Consider the following 19,705-nt stretch of genomic DNA (forward strand, 5'->3'; position numbering starts at 1 on the left):
CTTCAGCCGGAGATCCTCTTCTTGCAGCCGTCCTTCTTCCTGCTTCACATTACAGGATATACTCCAGCTGCCTTTCCTTGGTCTTCATTCCCATTTTTTCATAGAACTTCTCCGCGGAAGTGTTGCCCGCCCATACATTCAGGGTCACCTCGTAGCAGCCCATTTTTTTGGCTTCCTGCTTCACATGCTCAAAAAGCGCCTCGCCCACGTGTCTGCCCCGCGCGCTCTGATCCACGCACAGATCATCGATGAACAGTGAGGTAAATGGAACCATATTGTTCGAGAACGGCTGCTCTCTCTTCTGACAGAATGCATAACCAACGCAGCGGTCCTGTCCGTCCGCCGCCACGTAAACCGGCTTTCTGTCATCCTTCAGCATCTCTCTCAGCTCATCCACCGTGTACTTCGTCGTTCCCGGAATAAAAATATCCGGCCGGATACCGGCATGGATCTCCAGCACCTGGTTCAGCAGCCCCAGCAATGCCGGTATGTCCTTCTCCTCAGCTCTTCTGATCTTCACCATTGTGTAACTATTCATCTTCCCACTTTCTCCGGTCTCTGATGCTCCGGCTGCATACACTTCCGGACTTCTGAAAAAAATGACCACAGGCAGTACGACCGCCGCTGTCAAAACCGCATTGAACAAATTTATATTTCCGATCGGAGAATCATACAGAAAGTGGTCTGCCATAACGAGGAGAATCCAGCCGATGCCCTTTCTTCTGTGGTTTCTTCCGCTGGCTCTGACAATCAGATAGAGTCCGGCTGCGGTCACTGCGGCATAGCACCAGTGCGATCCAAGCGCGCCGGAGATCCGGTCCAGTGCCGTCGGAAACGCGTCGTTTACACTTTTGAATCCGCTTTCTGTAATGTACGAGATATCTTCCTCGATCTGAAAGCCCATGCCCACGCACATTCCAATAAGAAGGTACTGTCTGAACGTTTTTCTGTTCCACACATACACCAGCAGTGCTGTTGTGCCCAGTTTCAGAAGTTCCTCTGCAATTCCCGCTTCGAGTGAGCCCATCCACGCCTCGGAATAGGAATGGCCCATCATGGATTTCATCAGATTGTCAAAGCTATTGTTCACTTCTCCGGCAAACGCGGCGGGAATAAATGCTCCACAGAAAACAGCAGCCAGCAGTTCCCGGCTGCTCATATCGCCCTTTGCACCGATCTGTTTCACGAAAATTCCAAATGGTACAATATAGATCAGAAGCGGAAGAAATGCGCTGTATACCTCCAGATACTGAAGCACCTTCGTGTGACTGCTGCCCATGAAATCCGCTTCGTTGATGAGTATTCCCAACCCTGCCAGCAGAATCAGTACACCGGTCACAATCAGCTGCCGTCTCTGTTTCTTCTCATTCATTCAATTCTCCTCTTCACCCGTCTCTGCAATCTCTGCCCGGAAGACCATGATGGTATCTGCGTCAGAGCAGCAGAATTCCGCGGTCCCCGCTGGCTGTCCGGGAATGCTCCCGCCGTAGCGAAGGATGTCGATATAGGGGAAGGCACAGTGCATAGCCATTGGACAGATCCTCCCTCTGTCCTCATCAAAATCAAACACCTCGCCCACATGATGTCCGCGGTGGCATCCCCTCTTTCCCCGTCGGTCAATCACTGTGATCCTGATCTTAGGTCGTCTCTCTGCCATATCGTACCTCCCGGATAATTTTTTCTGTGTCGGAGAATATTCTAACTCCTTTTAGACCAGAAATCCACCGGCTCGTAGTCCTGCAGCTTTGCCAGAAATCCGTGATCCGCAAGTTCCCTCTGAATAATATCCAGGGTCTCCTCGCTGTCCGCAGTCACGGTATGATAATGGTACCCGGATGTGATACCGGACAGCGGTGAACTTTTTCCTCCGGAAAGTTCCTCCTGATACTGTTTCACATCCAGACGCGAACGGATATGCATGGCGGCACGAATGATCCCGTACACCCTGTGATAAACGAAGACATCCTCGATTCTTCCGCCACAGTCAACGATCAGATTCATCTCCTCGCAGGCCTGCTCCGGCGTGTGACAAACCTTGAATACGCGGCTCAGCTTCGACTTTTCCTTCCGATCAAGGACATAGCCCCGCGCGGCAGAAAGAATTGGCTGTCCCTCTGCTCTGAGCAGAGCTATGTCCTGCACGATCACCTGCCTGCTCACAGAAAACTGTCTTGCAAGCGCACCTCCGGAAACCTGCCCTTCGTTTTTTTTCAAAATATCCAGAATAGCCTCACGGCGCTCTGTACCCGTCAACATGTTTCACCTGCCTTACCTTCTCATTGCATATGAGAGAGTATATATCCTCTTACATCGTATCTGAAAAAATATCCTGTTCCATCGCATCTGGAAAAATATATATCCTGTTCCATTGCTTCTGAAAAAATTTTCTCGCTTTTCCGCATATAAATTGCTTCTGATCCATTCTGAAGTACAACTATCGGATCGCCGTTTCTGTACGTCAGAACTTCAGACTGCATGCAGATGCTTCATGGAAATGTCCAGGATCGGAGCGGAGTGTGTCAGTGCGCCGCTCGATATGTAATTGACTCCGAGATCCGTCAGCGAAGCGATTTTCTCGCGGGTCACATTGCCTGAAACCTCAACCTCAGCTCTTCCGGCAATGATCCGCATTGCATCGGCCATGAGGTCGTGACTCATATTATCAAGCATAATAATATCAGCACCGGCATCGACAGCCTCCCTGACCTGATCCAGATTCTCCACTTCAATCTCAATTTTCCGCACAAAAGGCGCATAGGCGCGGGCCATCTCAACAGCCTGTCTGACACCGCCCGCTGCACCGATATGATTATCCTTCAGAAGAACGCCGTCCGACAGGTTATACCGGTGATTATGCCCTCCTCCCACGCGAACCGCGTATTTTTCGAAGATACGGTTGTTCGGCGTGGTTTTCCGTGTGTCGAGAAGCCAGATATCCGTGCCCTCAAGAAGTGCAGCGGTCTGACGGGTACAGGTCGCGATACCACTCATTCTCTGAAGATAATTCAGGGCCGTCCGTTCGCCGGAAAGCAGCACGCGGATATCTCCTCGCACCTTCGCCATCTGCATTCCCTCTTTCACCTCGTCCCCATCTCGAACGAAAAACTCCACCTCAGTCTTCGGGTCCAGGAGCGTGAACACCCGCTCAAAAACGGGAAGTCCGCAGATGATTCCCTTCTCCTTCGCAATCAGATCCACCTCTCCGATCTTTGCCTCCGGCATCACACAGTTGGTGCTGACATCCTCGCTTGTGATATCCTCTCTGAGCGCGCTCTCGATCAGCGGATCGACCTGCAGTTTCATTGTAATCGGATCCAACATTCCCTTTTCCTCCACTATTGACTGTCGCACAATAATGTCATATCCCCGTGTCGCACCGTTGTCACTGTCGTATTATAGAATTTTACTCCATGCTCAATGCTTTTGCAATTTCATCCGCAGGATATGTATGTGCTTTTCACCTACGCAAATGCGCTTTTCACCTACGCAAATGCGCTTTTCACCTACGCATCTTTTCGTTGAATTGGCTTCATCCGTATAAACGGTATACGACGCATCACCTGGTACGGCAATTATACAGCTTCCGCTCCAGGCTCCGCTGCGAACTTGTCACGATAAGCGATCCTGACGGAAGACGGGCCTCCCTCCGCCTCGATCTCCTTCCGGATCATGGCTGCGTAACGCCTCTCAACAGACAACAGATCCCTGTATTCTGCAAGGGATACATCAGGCATACTGTCACGGATTCCCTCGTAGTGATTCATCATGTCCCGCGCGGCCCGCTTTGCAAAGACAAGGGACTCCAGAAGAGAATTGGATGCCAGCCTGTTTTTTCCGTGAACTCCGTTGCAGGCACATTCTCCGACCGCATAGAGATGCGGCATACTCGTCCCGGATTCATGGTTTACCTTTACCCCGCCCATGAAATAATGCTGTGCCGGAACCACCGGTATGCATTCCTTCGTCACGTCATAGCCGTTCTCCGCGCAATGCTGAACAATATTCGGAAAATGACGGAGGAGTTCTTCATGGGGAATCGTCCTGAGATCCTCCCAGACAAACTTCGTCCCGTCTTTTTTCATCTGCTTCAGAATCTCCTGTGTCAGAAGATCCCGCGGAAGAAGCTCATTCGTAAAGCGCTGCATATTCTTCCCATAGAGCTTCGCTCCCTCGCCGCGGACAGATTCAGAAATCAGGAAGCTCCGGTCCTCCTCGTGTCCCGAGTAGAAGGTTGTCGGATGCACCTGGATGTAGTTCACATGTTCCGTCGCAATACCGTGCTTCAGTGCAATCGCAACCGCATCGCCAGTCAGCTGACGGAAATTTGTCGAATGACTGTAGAGCCCGCCGATACCGCCCGTCGCAAAGATTGTGTAATCTGCCTCAATGATCCCCAGTTTTCCGTCCGGATAGCGAACGACCGCGCCCCGGCATCTGCCCGCCGCGTCTTCCTTCTGATGCTTTGATGCTCCATGGGAATTCTCATCTGTCACGATATCCACCATGGTTGTATACTCCATCATCGTCACATTGGGCAGGCGGCGCACTGCCTCCATGAGATGGCTCGTAATTTCCTTTCCCGTGATATCCTCATGGAACAGGATACGCTTCCGGCTGTGAGCGCCCTCTCTCGTGAACGCTAGGGCTCCCTTCTCGTCCCTGGCAAAACGGACGCCGTATCCGATCAGATCACGAATCACATCCTGAGATGAACGGATCATGATATCCACTGATACCGGATCGTTCTCGTTATGTCCCGCCCGCATCGTATCCTCAAAATACGACTGATAATCTGCCTCATCGCGCAGCATGCAGATTCCGCCCTGCGCCAGATAGGAATCGCTGCTTTCAAAATCCGCCTTTGTTATGAGCATTACCTTCCGGTTCTCCGGAACCTGCAGTGCAAAATACAGGGCTGCACAGCCGCTGCCGACGATCAGTATGTCTGTCTTCTTCATGTGTCTCTTCTTTCTGCGGCAGTCAGCCGCGATTCTCTGTCAAACCGTTCGCAAAGGAGTATAGCACTTGATTTTACACGTGACAAGCCATATATTTACATATGTCTTGACACATTTTCAGATCGTGTTATACTTGCGGGCAGGAAACTTCCCAGACTTGTAACTTCAGAAAACTATAAAGCTTAAAGCTTCAAGAAGGACTGTGGCGAGCAAGCTCCCCATGGGCCAAGAACATTGCGACTGGACTTATACAGTACACCTCATACGATAAGTCGTGACACATACTGTATAAGCTACGGATTGCTCCGTGCTTCGCACTCCCGCAATCCTACAGGTATTCGGATTTCGCGCGTTCGCGCTTCATCCTCATACCTGTTGCCTTCGAAATCGCATACAGTCTCTTACACACGCTTCGCGCGTGACGATCCTGTCTGCGTTTTCGAAGAGCTTATACAGTACAGTAATGAGAAAGGATAGTTATCATGACAACGAGAGAAATGCAGGACAGGATTATAGAATTGAAGCGCGAAAAGGATGTCTGTATTCTGGCACACGCGTACCAGAGTCATGATATCTGGGAGGTAGCCGATTTCATCGGCGACTCCTATGGTCTGAGTGTGCAGGCAGCAAAAGCGCCGCAAAGCACTCTTCTGATGTGCGGAGTCCGTTTTATGGCAGAGACCTGTAAGATTCTTTCTCCAGACAAAAAAGTCCTGCTGGCGAATCCGATGGCCGGCTGCCCCATGGCGATGCAGATGAACCGGGACCAGGCTCTCCAGCTGAAAGCGGCGAATCCCGGGCTTCCTCTCGTAGCCTATATAAACACCACAGCCAGTCTGAAAACAGTCTGTGATGTCGTCGTCACCTCGTCTTCCGCCGTGAAGATCATCGGACGCATGCCTGAAAAGGAAATGCTTTTCATTCCGGACTGCAATCTGGGCGGATGGATCGCTGAACAGCTCCCGGACAAAAAGCTGCATATGATTCAGGGCGGCTGCCCGACTCACATGCGAATGACCAGACAGGATGTGCTGGCCGCCCGCGCCGCACACCCGAAGGCTCTGCTTCTGGTTCATCCCGAATGCCGGAAGGAGGTCGTGGATCTCGCCGACTACATCGGCAGCACTACCGGCATCATGAAATATGCCGAATCCTCCGATGCCAATGAATTCATCATCGGTACAGAGAGCAGCATAGTTTCGCACCTGCAGTTTTCCTGCCCTGAAAAGCGTTTCTATCTGCTCTCAAAGCAATGTGTCTGCCACAACATGAAGATGACCACTCTTCCGGATGTGCTCCATGCCGTCGAAGGAATCGGCGGTGACGAAATTACTCTCACTGCTCAGACCATCCGCAATGCACGGAAATGCATCGATCGCATGATCGAGCTGGGCGGCTGAAGAAGCATGAAAACTTCATGCTCGATCCGGGCGGCTCAATCCGCCCGGACACATTATCTCCATACCAGTCCATCCGCCCGGACACATTATCTCCACACCAGCCCTCTGCAGCGACTGATTGCCTCCACCAGTTCTTCTTTCCTGGGCTTCGCCATGTCTCCGGAAACCTGACCGTGTTCTCCATACATCCCGAAGCCTTCTTTCCGGAAGGTTTCTTCCCAGTCATTTACAAGTGAGCGCACATTCACACGTCCGTTCATCTCTCCTTTTGCCATCAGCAAAAATGTCCGGGCAAGGCACTCGCTCTGTTCCCGGTCCGCCAGCTGCTCCACCAGCCTCAGGTCCGTCTCCCCTCGTCCGATCACAAACCCTTCCGTCCCAAGATTTTTATGCTTTACACGACCTCTCTGTTCCTGAAAATCACTGCCCGGACGCGGAAAACGTCTGCTTTGATCTGGACGATAAGCGGCGCCAGATCCACGATCCTTTTCTTCACGAGAAGAACCGGAGAAGCATGGAACAATTCTCCGCACCTTTTCTGTCACGTCCTTCGGCTCGTAGCGGTCCATCTGAATGATTGTGTCTGCACGACTGAAAAACGCGCCGGAGCTGCCCGCCACCAGAACCGTGCTGATGCCGGCATTCTCATACAACGCACGCATCCTGTCTGAGAACGGTGTGATCGGCTCTTCGTCTGCCGAAACGATTCTCTGCATCAGTGCATCCCGCACCATAAAATTCGTCGCACAGGTATCCTCATCCATCAGCAGCGTTCTCGATCCGCACTCCATAGCCTCTACAACGGAAGCCGCCTGAGAAGTGCTTCCGCTGGCATTCTCGGTAAAAAATGCAGTCGTGTCCTTTTCATTCGGCAGCCGGTTAATAAACAGCGAGATGTCATCGCCGTTCACACAGCGCCCGTCCTCCGCCCGGATCTTAACCGCTGTTTCATCCGTCACAACATATTCCCGGCCGTCTCCCGCGATATGATTGTAAACGCCCCGCTCCAATGCCTTTAACAGCGTGGATTTTCCGTGGTAGCCCCCGCCAATGATAAGCGTGATCCCTCTCTTTACTGCCATACCGCTGATTGTTCCATGATGGGGAAGATTCAGAGTGATCCTGTCCTCCTCCGGAGAACGAAAGGGAAGTGCATCCTTCAGCGGCTTCTGCGAGATTCCGCTCTCTCTGGGAAGAACGGCACCGTCTGCGACAAAGGCACACAGTGACAGTCTCTCAAGCTCGCTTCTGAGAAAAGCCTGATCTTCCGCAAGATTTATGACATCTCTGATTATCTTCTCCTGCCATGCGTCCGCAACGGCCGTATCCCGGACAATATCCGGAAGAAAGTGAAAAAGCATCTTCTCAAGCTCACCTGCCAGCACTGTCCGCCCGGCGGCCGGAAATCCCGCATAAAAACGGAGCGTCACATCGCCATCTCCGCCAAGCTGGCATGCGCTTCTGTCCAGAATCTCCTGGCCAGGCCGGCTGGCACTCATGTTTCCGCTTTTTCCCGATCCGCCGGCCTTTCCCGACACCTCGCGCAGCCTGGAACTGAAGCGCCGCAGAATCATATCCTGAAGAGCGACTCTCGTCTCATATCTGCTGCAGAATGCCGCCGGCCACTGCGCATCCCGCGCCTTCACCGTAACAGCCAGTTCAGACGGACTGGCAAAAGGATCTCCCTGCACATGGACGATATGCAGCACATAATTGCCGAAATCGTAGCTCCCTCTCAGTGACTTATACGCCGGATATCCCCGGTGATCAATGCTCCGCAATGCGCGAAGCAGTTCGTTTTTCGTTTTCATAATACAAATATTCCTTTCCTGTGTGTCCGTACAGACCGCGCTCATGATCCACGTTTCTCAGGATCCTGCTCTTACCACGCTCCACCGCCTCCGCCTCCGGATCCTCCTCCGGAAAAGCCGCCTCCGCTGAAACCGCCGCCGGAGAAGCCACCCGAACCGACACCGCTCTCGGAAGGAGGGGCTGCGCTCAGCGCTGTCGATGATGCCTGCATCACATGACCGAAATCCTCCCGGAACGTTGTAAAAACGAAAGGATGATATCCGTAATACCACGTCGGCTCCGGAACCGGAATATTGTATTTCTCAAACTGCGAGATCCACTTGTTCTCCAGACCGAACACATATGCGTAAGCCAGCGTAAAATAAAAATACGATGGATTTTCCCGGCTCAGCATCTTCAGCTGCTCAAGCTCCGCTTTCTCAATGAAATTCCGATAGCCGAGCACGTCGCCATAGTACTTCAGGTTTTCCTCTGTCCGGTACACCGCGCGGTCCGCCGCAAGGAAGTTCAGAAATCCTGCACACAGCATAATTAGTGCGGCAGGTACCGAATACAGCCGGCGGGTAAAGAGAAAAAGGCCGGCCAGAAACACTGTACTGACAGCCATCACAGCCACACTCTTCTTGCGGTGCTCCTGGTATTTTCCCTTCTGGTACAAAATAATCATACCGAATACCATAACAGCCACAGCGATCATGCCGAACCATACGGCGCTGCCCATGTCATCCATATAGACCACATAGGCCGTGTAAACAGCCGGGCAGAGCGTCATCTCGACGAATGCGAGAAGATACATCAGTCCTCTCAAGTTCCTGCCGCGGATCTGCCTTGCAGCACTTTCTTTGTGCATTTCGCCGACCCTGTCCAGCGTCCTGTTGAACTTGTATTCCAGATCACTGACAGAGGAAACCGTCCCGATTTCTCTCTTGCCCGGGAACATTCCCTCGAGAAACGCCCTCTCGTCTTTTTTCAATGCCGTGAAATCATTATTCTGAAGCCTGAAGCGGACCTTACCTTTTTTCGGCTCCTCGATCGTGAAATAGCCTTGGTCAGCCAGATACGGAATCAGAGCCACCTTATGTTCCGTTGTGCCGTTCCATATTTCTTCGACATCCAGTGGATTCATACCTTTCGGCGGATAAAAATTCACAACCGGCACCGCGCGCCGTCCGCTGCGCTTCCAGTTCCGCAGAACAGCAATCAGAGGAATCAGCAGCAGAATCACGATCGCGGTCCACGCCGCCGTTCTGTGCGAATGAAACACAAAATATCCCTCCGGGAGCTCACAGCGGATCGTAATTCCCTCGTAGGGATACAGCGCCGTATCATAGGAACCGCTGATCACAAGCCCGTTGACAGACGAGGTCAGCTGATCCGGATTATATCCTGCATTTCCGGAGGTTCCGACAGAATAGCCGATTTTTCCGGCATCAAAAGAAGACGGCATCGTGATCTTCCAGGAAACCGATTCGATCGGGCATGCCCATCCCGTACCGACAATATTGTAGTACAGCTCATCGGCATCCTCCAGCGGGTCCGGACTCGTGATGCTGTAGGTATAGCTCATCACATAGGTGTGCTCTCCCGTGTAGGTCTCATCGGACGAACCGATATAATATGCGCCGTTCTCTTTGCTGACGTCGGTATTCGCGTCCGGACTTGTCACCTGAAAATCCGAAACGCGCGCAATCACATAACAGTTCGTTCCATCCGCATAATACCGGTAATGATTTTCCGGAATCTCCCTCACCGGGCCGTGATGCGGCTGTATAAAATCGTAGACACAAGTCTCTGTGACGTCAAAAACGTTGTCCTCCCGCACCGTGATATCCACAAACAGAGATTTGATATAATAGTCCGTCTCCTGCGCGATGATATCTTCCGACGCATCGGCAGACGCCCCGGACGTCTCCGCGGCATGATCCGATGACGCGGAGGTATCTGCCGATGTTCCCTCCTCTGCATGAACCGGAACCGCCGGGACAAACAGCAAAGCCAAGACCGCCAGCACCACAGCCCAGGTATGTGTCCATTTTCTGATTGCAGGCAGTATACGCATAAATCTGACCCTCCCGTCATCTCATCTGACTGTCAAATATCCATCGGACTGTCATGCAGCCGGACAAACAGCCGAACCGCCATCCAGGCAAACCTGACATGCCACAGTAAGCAGGTCTCCGCACTGTCGTTCTGCCACAGTAAGCAGGCTGCCGCACTGTCGCAATGCCACAGTAAGCAGACTGCCGCACTGTCGCGATGCCATATCAATCAGCGCCTCAGAAAGAAACCTTCACATTCTCACGCTCCGCGGTATCTCCTACCTCGTACATAGAAGCCTTCCGGAAACCGAACATTCCCGCTACAAGGTTGGACGGGAACATCATCGTCTTATCATTATAAAGCTTTACACATCCGTTATAATACTTGCGGGCATTGGCGATATCCTCCTCCACCTGCCGGAGCTGCTGCTGAAGCTCCATAAAATTCGCATTGGCCTTAAGATCCGGATAATTCTCCGCGATAGCGAAAATACCGCGCAGACTCTGGCCCAGCGCTTCATTGCTTCGAATGACATCTGCCGCATCCTTCGCCCGTGCGGCTGTGTTTCTGGCCTGGATCACCTTTTCCAACGTTGCCTTCTCATGCGCCGCATAGCCCTTGACCGTCTCAACGAGATTTGGAATCAGGTCATATCTCTTCTTCAGGTATACATCCATGGTGGAAAACGCTTCCTCCACCTGGTTTCTGCTCTTCACCAGCCCGTTATACGTGCCAATCAAAAAAAACACAATAATTAATACAATCACACCAATGACAATCCAGGCAATCATGCAGTTCCCTCCCGTATTTTATTTTCACATCTGTCCTGTAGTTTTCTGCCGTCTTTAATTATATACGCCTACCTTCTGATTATAATGGAAAGCAGCAGAAAAAGACAACCTAAAATAACCCAATATCACTTTTTCCTGACACTCTGACCGATTCGGAGACGCAGGAAACTTCCGCAGACCGGAAAACCCTCCTATACTTCCACTGTCTTCCGGTTCACAAACCAGAAGCCGTTCTCCTCATAATACAATTCGACTCTCTGTCCGAGAATCCGGCAGACATACCGGATCCCCGCGCCTCCCGCCTTAAGGCTGGCACACCGGTCCACGCGGAGAATACTGTCAATATCGTATCTGTGACCGTCCTCCCATATGATGCGGAGCGGCTTCATTCTCCCGTCAGAGGAAAAATCCGCGATAACCTCAACGTATGCTTTGTATGGGCTGACGTCACGCGTTTCCTGCACATTTTCCGCAAGCGGCACGTCACATCGCGCCTCCGGACGGTCCGAGCGCCCCGAATCATGATGATAATCATAAACACCCACTCTGATCACCTGCCTTCCGCGACAAGAACGGCCTCATATCCGGTCCGGTTCCCGTTCTCAAAATACGAATGCGGATGAATCATGTGGTCCTCTGCAGTCGCATCCAGTGAAGACAAATACCGGTCCTCGTGCATGATTCCCCGCTGCACCGCGGCATATCCATAGCGGCTGCGGATATCGGAGACCATGCGGTCCGCCCGCATCTGCCGCTCGCGGGATTTCTCGTTCACAAACAAAGAGAGCTGCCGCGGCCCGTTCTCCGGTTTCAGATCACCGACGCTGATTCCGATACTCCGGATCGGCTTCTCCCAGCGGTACAGGCGCTGGAAAATCAAAAAAGCCTCCTCCTCTATCTCCCCGGAGATATTGGTGGGCACCGCCAGCTTTTTCTGCTGATGGTATCCCCAGAGATCCTTATCCCGAACGTAAACCGAGACCACCTGTCCCTCAAAATGATTCTTCCGGAGCCGCTCCGATACGCTCTCCGATAAAAGATACAGCACCAGCCGGACATCCTCATTATTCACGAGATCACGGGGCGTGGTTGTGCTGTTCCCGACACTCTTGACCGGTGCCTCGATCCCGACATTGCTCACCGGTGTCTGATCCAGTCCCCGGGCAAATACAGAAAGCATTGCGCCGACCTTTCCAAACCAGTTCTGAAGATAATCAGGATCCGCTTCTGCGAGCTGTCCGATCGTGCGTATGCCATACTTTGCGAGCTTCTGACCGGTCCTTCTCCCGACATACAGGAGATCCGACACCGGGAGAGGATCGATCAGCTTCCTGTAATTATCACGGTCAAAAACCGTAATGGCATCCGGCTTCTTGTAGTCGCTGCCGAGCTTCGCGTAAATCTTGTTCCAGGAGACGCCGATGCTGACTGTGATGCCAAGTTCCCTGCGAATCCTTCTGCTTATCTCCTGAGCAATCCGGTATCCGTTTTCAATCGTCCTCGTGTGATCTCCCAGAATCGCACAGCTCTCTGTCAGATCGATCCAGCATTCATCCAGTCCAAAACTCTCCACCTTGTCGGAGTATTCCTGATAAATAGCTCTCGCCATCCGGGAAAAACGGAGATAGAGATACATTCTCGGCGGAACAAAGACAAGATTCGGGCAGCACTGCCTCGCCTGCCAAAGTGCCATGCCGGTCTTCACTCCCTGCCGCTTCGCGATGTAGTTTGCGGTAAGGACAATGCCGTGCCGCTCCTCCGGATCCCCTCCGACGGCCAGCGGCTTTCCGGCAAGCTCCGGATGATACAGCATCTCCACTGATGCGTAAAAACAATTGCAGTCCACATGCAGAATAATCCGATCTGACACCTTTTCTCACTCCCCTGTCTTTTCCCGGTCCTGTTACCAGGAAAGAAACGAACCGATCCGTATAACGACATCGCTTTTTCTCTGTACATCCAATATAACGGCATACCTGTTGCCCTGCACAGCCAATATAGCACTATTTTGAGCGGAAATAAATGGTCGTTTCGGCCCGTTTTTCTTTTGTGGATAGATTTTTGCTTGCTATTTGTGAGGAATGGTGATACTATGTAGACATAAGAAACAGACTGTCTGTCGGCAGTCTCCGCGATAAACTGACAGATTTCAGAACCGGGAAAGCAAAAGAAAGAGGTGTAACATGGAGAATATCGGCGCAATCATCACTTCCTACCGGAAGAAAGCGCACATGTCACAGATTGAACTTGCGGACAGGCTTCAGGAAGACGGCATCGATGTCAGCTCCAAAAGTGTTTCCGCCTGGGAAACCGGAAGGAATGAGATCTCCGCGCGGATTTTCCTGCATGTGTGCCGGATCCTGAAGATTCCGGACTGTCTCGAGGAATACTTCGGCAGCAATCCGAATAACCCACTGACCATGCTGAACGACGAGGGAAAGCAGAAGGCGCTCTCCTACATTGATCTTCTGACTCATCCGGTCAGCTACGCCAGGAAATCAAATGTAATACCGTACCCGCCGGCTCCTTCCGACAGCCTTTCCATGATCCGGCTGCGCCTCTACGACGCAAGGGTGTCCGCCGGTCGCGGAGATTTTCTCGATTCCGATTATTACACGACCATCGAGGTACCCGCCACGGAAGCGGGGGATGCAGACTTTGCCGTTACGATCCACGGGGATAGTATGGAACCGGTTTTCCATGATCACGACATGGTTTACGTGCACCGGCAGGAAACGCTGACGGATGGAGAAATCGGGATCTTCTCGCTGAACGACAATGCCTATATCAAGAAGCTAAAGAACGACGATGAGGGGACCTTCCTGATTTCCCTGAACCAGAAGTACGAGCCGATTCCGGTTCATCTTGACCGTGATTCCTTCCGCATCTTCGGAAGGGTCTGCCGTGCCATCCGGTAACATGACACACCGAAAGGGAAAAGCCGGGTCCGTTTTAGCATTCATCCGAATGCATGTGCCGCTTCACATGCTATGGACGCGGCACTCTGCCAAAAGGATAAATCCTTCAGAATTTCAAGTATGATGATAAATCCGTCAGAATTTCAAGAATGAGGTGTTGCATTATGCTCAAAAAACCGAACAACCTGTTGGAAGCCCGAAAATCCGCCGGCCTTTCCCGGACCAGGGCCGCTGCGGATCTCCAGCTTGACCCGAAAACGCTCTACCGGTATGAAAACGGAACACAGTGCCCGAATGTCTATACGGCGATGCGTCTCTCCGATTACTATCAGCAAAGCGTGAAGGAATTGTTCCCGCCGGAATAAGGCCCGGCTGCCTCCCCGTGAGACAGCACACCTTCGCCGATCTGAGAAGAAAGCGGTTCTTTACCTTCCCAGTTTTTTATCAATATCCCAACGGGACATCGCGATCATGCAGATGACACTTATTACAATCGGGACACCATAAACCAGTACGATTTCCGCAGTGGGAACAGTAGCTGCCTGTACCGACAGTGCTCCGTTGTAACCACCGATTTGCAGTCCCCAGCCAAGCGCTGCCGCTGCCAGTCCGGTTCCTACTTTTATTCCAACACTGTTTACAGAAGTAACCAATCCCTCGTAACGTATTTTTGTCTGCTGTTCCAGCAAATCAATAATATCCGGTGCAAAGGTAAAAATGCCTGCAACATACGGCGCAAGGCCCAGACCCGTAATAACAGTTGCAATCAGTACCATTACCAGTTTTCTCGCTCCGACAATTCCCACTACACAACCGGCAATATAAACTGCGGAACTTATCATTAATGTCTTCTGTTTTCCCATTTTCGCGAACAGCCTTGGCGCAGCGGAGATTCCGATGATCGTGGCAAATACACTGGTAACTGCCACGAGACTGTACAGTCCCGCATTTCCCAGAACATCTCTCGTGTAATAAACATGAGTCGCCAGAACCAGTCCATTTAGAATATAGGTACAGATAAACACAATAATAGAAATATAAAAATATTTTGTATGCACCAGGGCATAAATTCCTTTTTTCAGCTCCCCATTCTTTGCATCTTTCTTTTCCGTCTCATCCGAACAAGGTATCTTTTCTTTTACGCAAAAGAATGTGATCGACTCCAGCACCAGACAAGCGATACTGAATACCAGCGCTGTCACCGTCCACGCATGCTGTTCCTTTGACCCGCCGTTACCCTTTAAAAGGATTGGCGTGAGAATGGACAACAGTAGCCCGGCCAGGAATGCAAAGATCCCTCGTACTGAACTTACCTTGTTCCGATCACCCGGATCCAGACTAATCCTTGAAAGCATGGCATGGTACGATAAATTGTTAATTGTGTATGCAACAACGGTAAGAAGAAAATATGTAACAATGATCCATACCAGCTTTGCTCTATACGATAAGCCGGATGGTACATTATATACAAAGAGCTGAATGACCACCAGCGGAATGATGCTTCCGCCGAACCAAGGTCTTGCTTTTCCAAATCTCGTATGCGTTTTTTCAATCATTGCGCCAAAAATAATATCACTGACACCATCTGCCAAACGCAGCACCAGCATAATTGTTCCGATCAATCCCGCAGACACAAGCACACTGTCTGTGTAATACAGCGTCAGCCATGAGGCACAGAAGGTCCATACAAAATTTGAACCCAGATCTCCCAATGCATACGCAAGTTTTTCTCCTCCACTCGTCACCCCGTAGGGCCTTTCTCTTTTTGACATATTCATCCCTCCATTATCTTTAGCATCTGCCAAATTCATCCATAATCTGCTGGTATTTCGCTTTCACGATTTCCTCACTCCAGACACGCGTAAAGGGAATCTCTCTGATCCTTCTCTGTTTTGATTTTTTCTTCTTAATATGCTATCAGCTCTACCGTCTGCGTCTCCACACCTTCTGCTGATGCAGTAACTTTGATGATTCCCTTCTCTCCATTATTCTGCACAATTGCCAACAGTCTTCCGTGATATGACGTATAGCTGCTGTCTGAAAATTTCTCCGTTGTTTCAGGATTCCCACTTGCCAGAGCCCGCAGGAAGCCGGCGCCCTCCACAGTAACCGATATCTTCCGGTCTTTTAACATTTTTACGATCTCACGCTCATCTGTGAGCAAAATATTGATATAAGCCAGATCTTCACCGTCTGCCTTCAGGAACCCTTCTTCCGGAAGAACTGTCATTTTCTCTGATTTTCCTGCTGAAATAAGCGCTTCTCTTCCAACTTCATTTCCGGCTGCATCATAGCTGACTGCCTCCAGTTTGCCCGGTCGGTATTCCGCCTGATAAAATGCACGGTATTCCTCCAACGGTTTTCTGCCAAGCGATATGCCATCCTGAAGCAGTTCTACTTCTGCTCCGATACTATAGACGTCAATATCAGCGATTTTTCCATCCTGCCCCGGCCAGCTCCAGCTATTCACTGCATCCGTCAATCTCCATTTTCCGACGGTGTACGCTTCTCCCGCATGATCGACCGGGCGCACCGCGATGTATGGTTTTTTGTAAGCGCCAAATACAATTGAGGTGTAGTAGCCCTGGCTCTCTATGTAACCGGTCAGATCCACCGAACCGCAGCCTGCTGTCAGGCACGGATAATCTTTGGAGAATGGCGCCTGTGTGGTTCCGTAGACCGGAAGACCGACACCGGCCTCCCCGAGATAATCCCATGCCGTCCACATAAAATCACCAATCAGATATGGACTGTTCTCCACTCGTTTCCAGTTGCTGCCAATCTTACACGGGAAAGTCTCTGAACTGACCATCACTCTTTCAGGAACCATTTCATGTGTCTTTTCGTACCATAATTCTCCATAATTGTAGCCCACAATATCGACATGGCTGAACACATCCTTCAAAAGCGCTTCCTGATTTTCCGCTGTGATAGATGCCATGATCCGGGGCAGCAGCGTCAGTACATTATTTGCATCCTGACTTCCAACCGTTTTTTCTTTTGCGTCATTATCTTTTACAGCCGTACCCTCCGTGGTCTTTTTGTCCCTGTCACTGACCGATGCCGCCTTCTGCTCCGCCATTTTTTTCGCCATTACTGACAGCAATACATTGTTGGCAATCATTGTCGGTCTTGATGCATCCAATGATTTTATTGTCTCCGTGATTTTCTTGCAGATGAGTGCTCCGTGCGGAAGTCCCGTATCCGTAATCTCATTTCCCACACAATACATGATCACAGAGGGATGGCTGTAATCCTTTTTTACCAGCGCACTCACATCTTTTTCCCATTCAGAATCAAAATATCTTGAATAATCATAAGTCGTCTGTGGCAGTTTCCACTGATCAAAGCTTTCATCCACCACATACATTCCAACCTCATCACAAATCTCCAGAAACAATCTTCCGGCAGGATTGTGGGAATAACGGATTGCATTATATCCAAGCTCTTTCAGTTTTTTCACCCGGCGGTATTCTGCTTTGTAGACCGAACATGCTCCCAATGGTCCGTTGTCATGATGTATACAGCCGCCTTTCAGCTTCACCGTCTTGCCGTTAACCTGAAATCCCTTTCCTGCATCCCATGCGAGACTTCGTATGCCAAAACACATCTCCGACTCATCTATGACTGCATTTTGTTTCATCAATCGAACAATTAATGTATAAAGATTCGGGTTTTCAGCATCCCAGAGTTCTGCCTTCGGAATCGTAATCTGAGTGTCTGCCGTTCGTCCCTCTGCTATTTTGTCTCCATCACGGAACACCTCACAAATGATCTCCGCCCCCGCATCTGCCGTTGTCTCTGTCTCAACGCGGATCACTGCCGGATCGGTTGATAATGTGGTGATACGTATTCCTTCAGGCACGATGTGCTCCCGGTCTCCCACATACAGATGCACATCTCTGTAAATACCGCTTCCTGAATACCATCTGGAATTCGGAGTCATGGAATTGTCAACGATCACCTTTAATTCATTTTCCTCTCCGATGCGGAGATGCTCCGTCAGATCCACATAGAAGTTTGTATACCCGTATATCCAGCCACCGATTACTTCTCCGTTCATAAGTACGGTTGAATTCATGTAAATGCCTTCAAACTCTACAATAACCGACTTGCCTTCATACGCTTTCTCCCCGTACATGGGCTTGACATAGATGTATTTTCCTCCCGGGTAGAATCCCGTCGCATTGCCGTTCTCAAGATCCGGAACACGTTCCTCCTCCAGCATCGCATCATGAGGCAGATTGATCTGCTTTTTACCTGCCTCATGACCCTCCTTCCAAAAATACCAGCCCTGATTAAATTTCTGCTCTTTCACAGCGTTACTCCCCTTCCCCTGATTTTTTATCAGCACGCTATCCTGTTGTTTACTTTACTTTTACTTATTGTATATTTCTGTCTTCCTTCCGAACAATGACACAAATCGTTATGGTGCCCGCTTTTATGTTCCATATTTCGACTTTTCGATATCTTTCAAAAAATTAATGTCATAAAATGTATCGTAATCCGACTTATTACATATATGTTTGTATCATATTACGTCATCATTCTTTCGTCTGGTCTGTCAGTATGCTACAATGAACTCAGTATCCTTCTGTAAAATTGGTACGCTGTAAATCATCGAATTATCGGAGGCGCAGAAAGTAATGCGGATTGAACCATCCATTCAAAGCAAAAACAGTGATATCAATCAGATTTTCTCATTTCATGATTCCGGAAATCCTCAAATGTTCTTTCAGAACAGCAATGCGCCTTTTGCTCTTAATATCATGAACTGCCATACAGGTGAAGATCCGGCCGTGATCATGTCAACCTTATTGCCCGGCTCACAATTTAATTACACAATCACGCCCGAAATGGTAAGCCCGAAAATGAATCGCATGCATCAGCATAATCACTTTGAATTCATGTACATTTTGAAAGGAAGCATGTACCAGATTGTAGAAAATAAGCGTTACTTCTACACAACCGGAAGCTGCTGCCTGCTCAATCGGAATACGCTCCACACAGAAGAATATTCCACGAACTATGTCTGTATATTCTTCACGGTATCCACCGATTTTGTATCGAGGCTTACCAATTATGGCCATGCTCTTCTCTTTCCGGAAGAACACGCGCAGACTGACAATATCATCTTCAATTTCTTAAGTAACAATCTGGAACAGGCACATGAGAATACGAAGGATTTTCTTGACTTTGTGCCAAAGATCACGGAGACGGAGCAAAAGCATATTGTACACGACATTTTCGAGCAGATGATTTCTACGATTCTGAACCCTTTTTATGGTGCGACCTACCAATTGCAGGTACTCTTCTGCAAACTGATTTTTGTCTTATCCGATTCCCGCTACTATCATGTGGAACACATTTCCACAGGAAGCAATATGGATTCCTTCCTTTTTGCCCGCATCGATCAGCTTCTGGAGGAAAAAAACGGACGCATTACCAATCATGAGTTGTCAGAAATATTGAATTATGACGGATCCTATATCGGAAGGATCGTAAAAAAGACGACCGGCAAAAGTCTGTTTGCATACAGCATGACTTTTACCATGAACGCAGCTGCAAAATTGCTGCGCAACACGGATAAAAGCATCACCCGGATCGCGGAAGAACTGCACTTTACCAACCGTGCGCATTTTATAAATTATTCTATCAGCACTACCATATGACACCTAAGGAATACAGAAAAAGCCCCGGAAAGTAGTTTTTCTGCTTTCCGGGACCTCGTTTCCTGTTATTCGATACCTTCTATTTTTCCTTCAGCTTTTCCTTCTTTGTTCAGC

Annotated in this window: 16 protein-coding genes and 1 pseudogene; 4 read left to right on the forward strand and 13 right to left on the reverse strand. The window is 50.1% G+C overall.

All coding sequences use genetic code 11. The annotated features are described in order from the left end of the window. Positions 1–49: 49 nt before the first annotated feature. The 6 genes and pseudogenes from ACTQZS_RS01005 to ACTQZS_RS01030 all read right to left on the reverse strand — a co-directional run bounded on the left by ACTQZS_RS01005 (position 50) and on the right by ACTQZS_RS01030 (position 4,958). Positions 50–520: a GNAT family N-acetyltransferase gene (locus tag ACTQZS_RS01005; RefSeq protein WP_441474311.1), complete on the reverse strand. Its 471-nt coding sequence runs from the start codon at positions 518–520 to the stop codon at positions 50–52. 90 nt (positions 521–610) lie between these two features. Beyond that, positions 611–1,372 (reverse strand): annotated as a pseudogene (locus ACTQZS_RS01010) (PrsW family glutamic-type intramembrane protease); the annotation flags it as partial. Next, entirely contained in the window at positions 1,373–1,657 is a 285-nt protein-coding gene (locus ACTQZS_RS01015) for a TIGR04076 family protein (protein WP_441474160.1), read from the reverse strand. Positions 1,658–1,698: 41 nt separating this feature from the next. Continuing rightward, complete coding sequence (locus tag ACTQZS_RS01020; protein ID WP_441474161.1) at positions 1,699–2,256, reverse strand: transcription repressor NadR; 558 nt, start codon at positions 2,254–2,256, stop codon at positions 1,699–1,701. 210 nt (positions 2,257–2,466) lie between these two features. After that, positions 2,467–3,318 carry a carboxylating nicotinate-nucleotide diphosphorylase gene (gene nadC, locus ACTQZS_RS01025; protein ID WP_441474312.1) on the reverse strand — a complete coding sequence of 284 codons (852 nt, stop codon included), beginning with the start codon at positions 3,316–3,318 and terminating at the stop codon, positions 2,467–2,469. Positions 3,319–3,572: 254 nt separating this feature from the next. Beyond that, positions 3,573–4,958, reverse strand: coding sequence for an L-aspartate oxidase (locus ACTQZS_RS01030; RefSeq protein WP_441474162.1), 1,386 nt, complete (start codon positions 4,956–4,958; stop codon positions 3,573–3,575). A 482-nt stretch (positions 4,959–5,440) separates the two neighbouring features. Here ACTQZS_RS01030 and nadA point away from each other — a divergent pair, with 482 nt between their 5' ends. Then, positions 5,441–6,358, forward strand: coding sequence for a quinolinate synthase NadA (gene nadA / locus ACTQZS_RS01035; protein ID WP_441474163.1), 918 nt, complete (start codon positions 5,441–5,443; stop codon positions 6,356–6,358). Between the two features lie 86 nt (positions 6,359–6,444). Here the strand turns inward: nadA and ACTQZS_RS01040 are convergent, their stop codons facing one another. From ACTQZS_RS01040 to dinB, 5 genes are all read right to left on the reverse strand, one after another. Next, on the reverse strand, positions 6,445–8,169 hold the full coding sequence (locus tag ACTQZS_RS01040) for an ABC-ATPase domain-containing protein (RefSeq protein WP_441474164.1): 1,725 nt from the start codon (positions 8,167–8,169) through the stop codon (positions 6,445–6,447). Between the two features lie 71 nt (positions 8,170–8,240). Beyond that, entirely contained in the window at positions 8,241–10,229 is a 1,989-nt protein-coding gene (locus ACTQZS_RS01045) for a DUF2207 domain-containing protein (protein WP_441474165.1), read from the reverse strand. 217 nt (positions 10,230–10,446) lie between these two features. Further along, on the reverse strand, positions 10,447–11,001 hold the full coding sequence (locus tag ACTQZS_RS01050; RefSeq protein WP_441474166.1) for a LemA family protein: 555 nt from the start codon (positions 10,999–11,001) through the stop codon (positions 10,447–10,449). A gap of 191 nt (positions 11,002–11,192) precedes the next feature. Beyond that, positions 11,193–11,546 carry a hypothetical protein gene (locus ACTQZS_RS01055; RefSeq protein WP_441474167.1) on the reverse strand — a complete coding sequence of 118 codons (354 nt, stop codon included), beginning with the start codon at positions 11,544–11,546 and terminating at the stop codon, positions 11,193–11,195. Positions 11,547–11,551: 5 nt separating this feature from the next. Further along, the gene (gene dinB / locus ACTQZS_RS01060; RefSeq protein ID WP_441474168.1) at positions 11,552–12,871 is read right to left on the reverse strand and encodes a DNA polymerase IV; all 1,320 of its coding nucleotides are present in this window, start codon (positions 12,869–12,871) and stop codon (positions 11,552–11,554) included. 313 nt (positions 12,872–13,184) lie between these two features. Here dinB and ACTQZS_RS01065 point away from each other — a divergent pair, with 313 nt between their 5' ends. Then, complete coding sequence (locus ACTQZS_RS01065) at positions 13,185–13,919, forward strand: XRE family transcriptional regulator (protein WP_441474169.1); 735 nt, start codon at positions 13,185–13,187, stop codon at positions 13,917–13,919. A gap of 164 nt (positions 13,920–14,083) precedes the next feature. Continuing rightward, on the forward strand, positions 14,084–14,284 hold the full coding sequence (locus ACTQZS_RS01070; protein WP_441474170.1) for a helix-turn-helix transcriptional regulator: 201 nt from the start codon (positions 14,084–14,086) through the stop codon (positions 14,282–14,284). Between the two features lie 60 nt (positions 14,285–14,344). On the opposite strand, the gene ACTQZS_RS01075 is transcribed toward ACTQZS_RS01070, so the two are convergent. Together ACTQZS_RS01075 and ACTQZS_RS01080 are read right to left on the reverse strand one after the other, a co-directional pair. Then, positions 14,345–15,691: an MFS transporter gene (locus tag ACTQZS_RS01075; protein ID WP_441474171.1), complete on the reverse strand. Its 1,347-nt coding sequence runs from the start codon at positions 15,689–15,691 to the stop codon at positions 14,345–14,347. A 134-nt stretch (positions 15,692–15,825) separates the two neighbouring features. Beyond that, positions 15,826–18,237, reverse strand: a complete 2,412-nt coding sequence (locus tag ACTQZS_RS01080) for a glycoside hydrolase family 2 TIM barrel-domain containing protein (RefSeq protein WP_441474172.1) — start codon at positions 18,235–18,237, stop codon at positions 15,826–15,828. 328 nt (positions 18,238–18,565) lie between these two features. Between ACTQZS_RS01080 and ACTQZS_RS01085 the strand changes: the two genes are divergently transcribed. Continuing rightward, positions 18,566–19,591: a helix-turn-helix domain-containing protein gene (locus tag ACTQZS_RS01085; protein ID WP_441474173.1), complete on the forward strand. Its 1,026-nt coding sequence runs from the start codon at positions 18,566–18,568 to the stop codon at positions 19,589–19,591. Positions 19,592–19,705 lie beyond the last annotated feature (114 nt).

It is taken from the genome of Bilifractor sp. LCP19S3_H10 (assembly GCF_052119185.1).
Classification (GTDB): domain Bacteria; phylum Bacillota; class Clostridia; order Lachnospirales; family Lachnospiraceae; genus Bilifractor.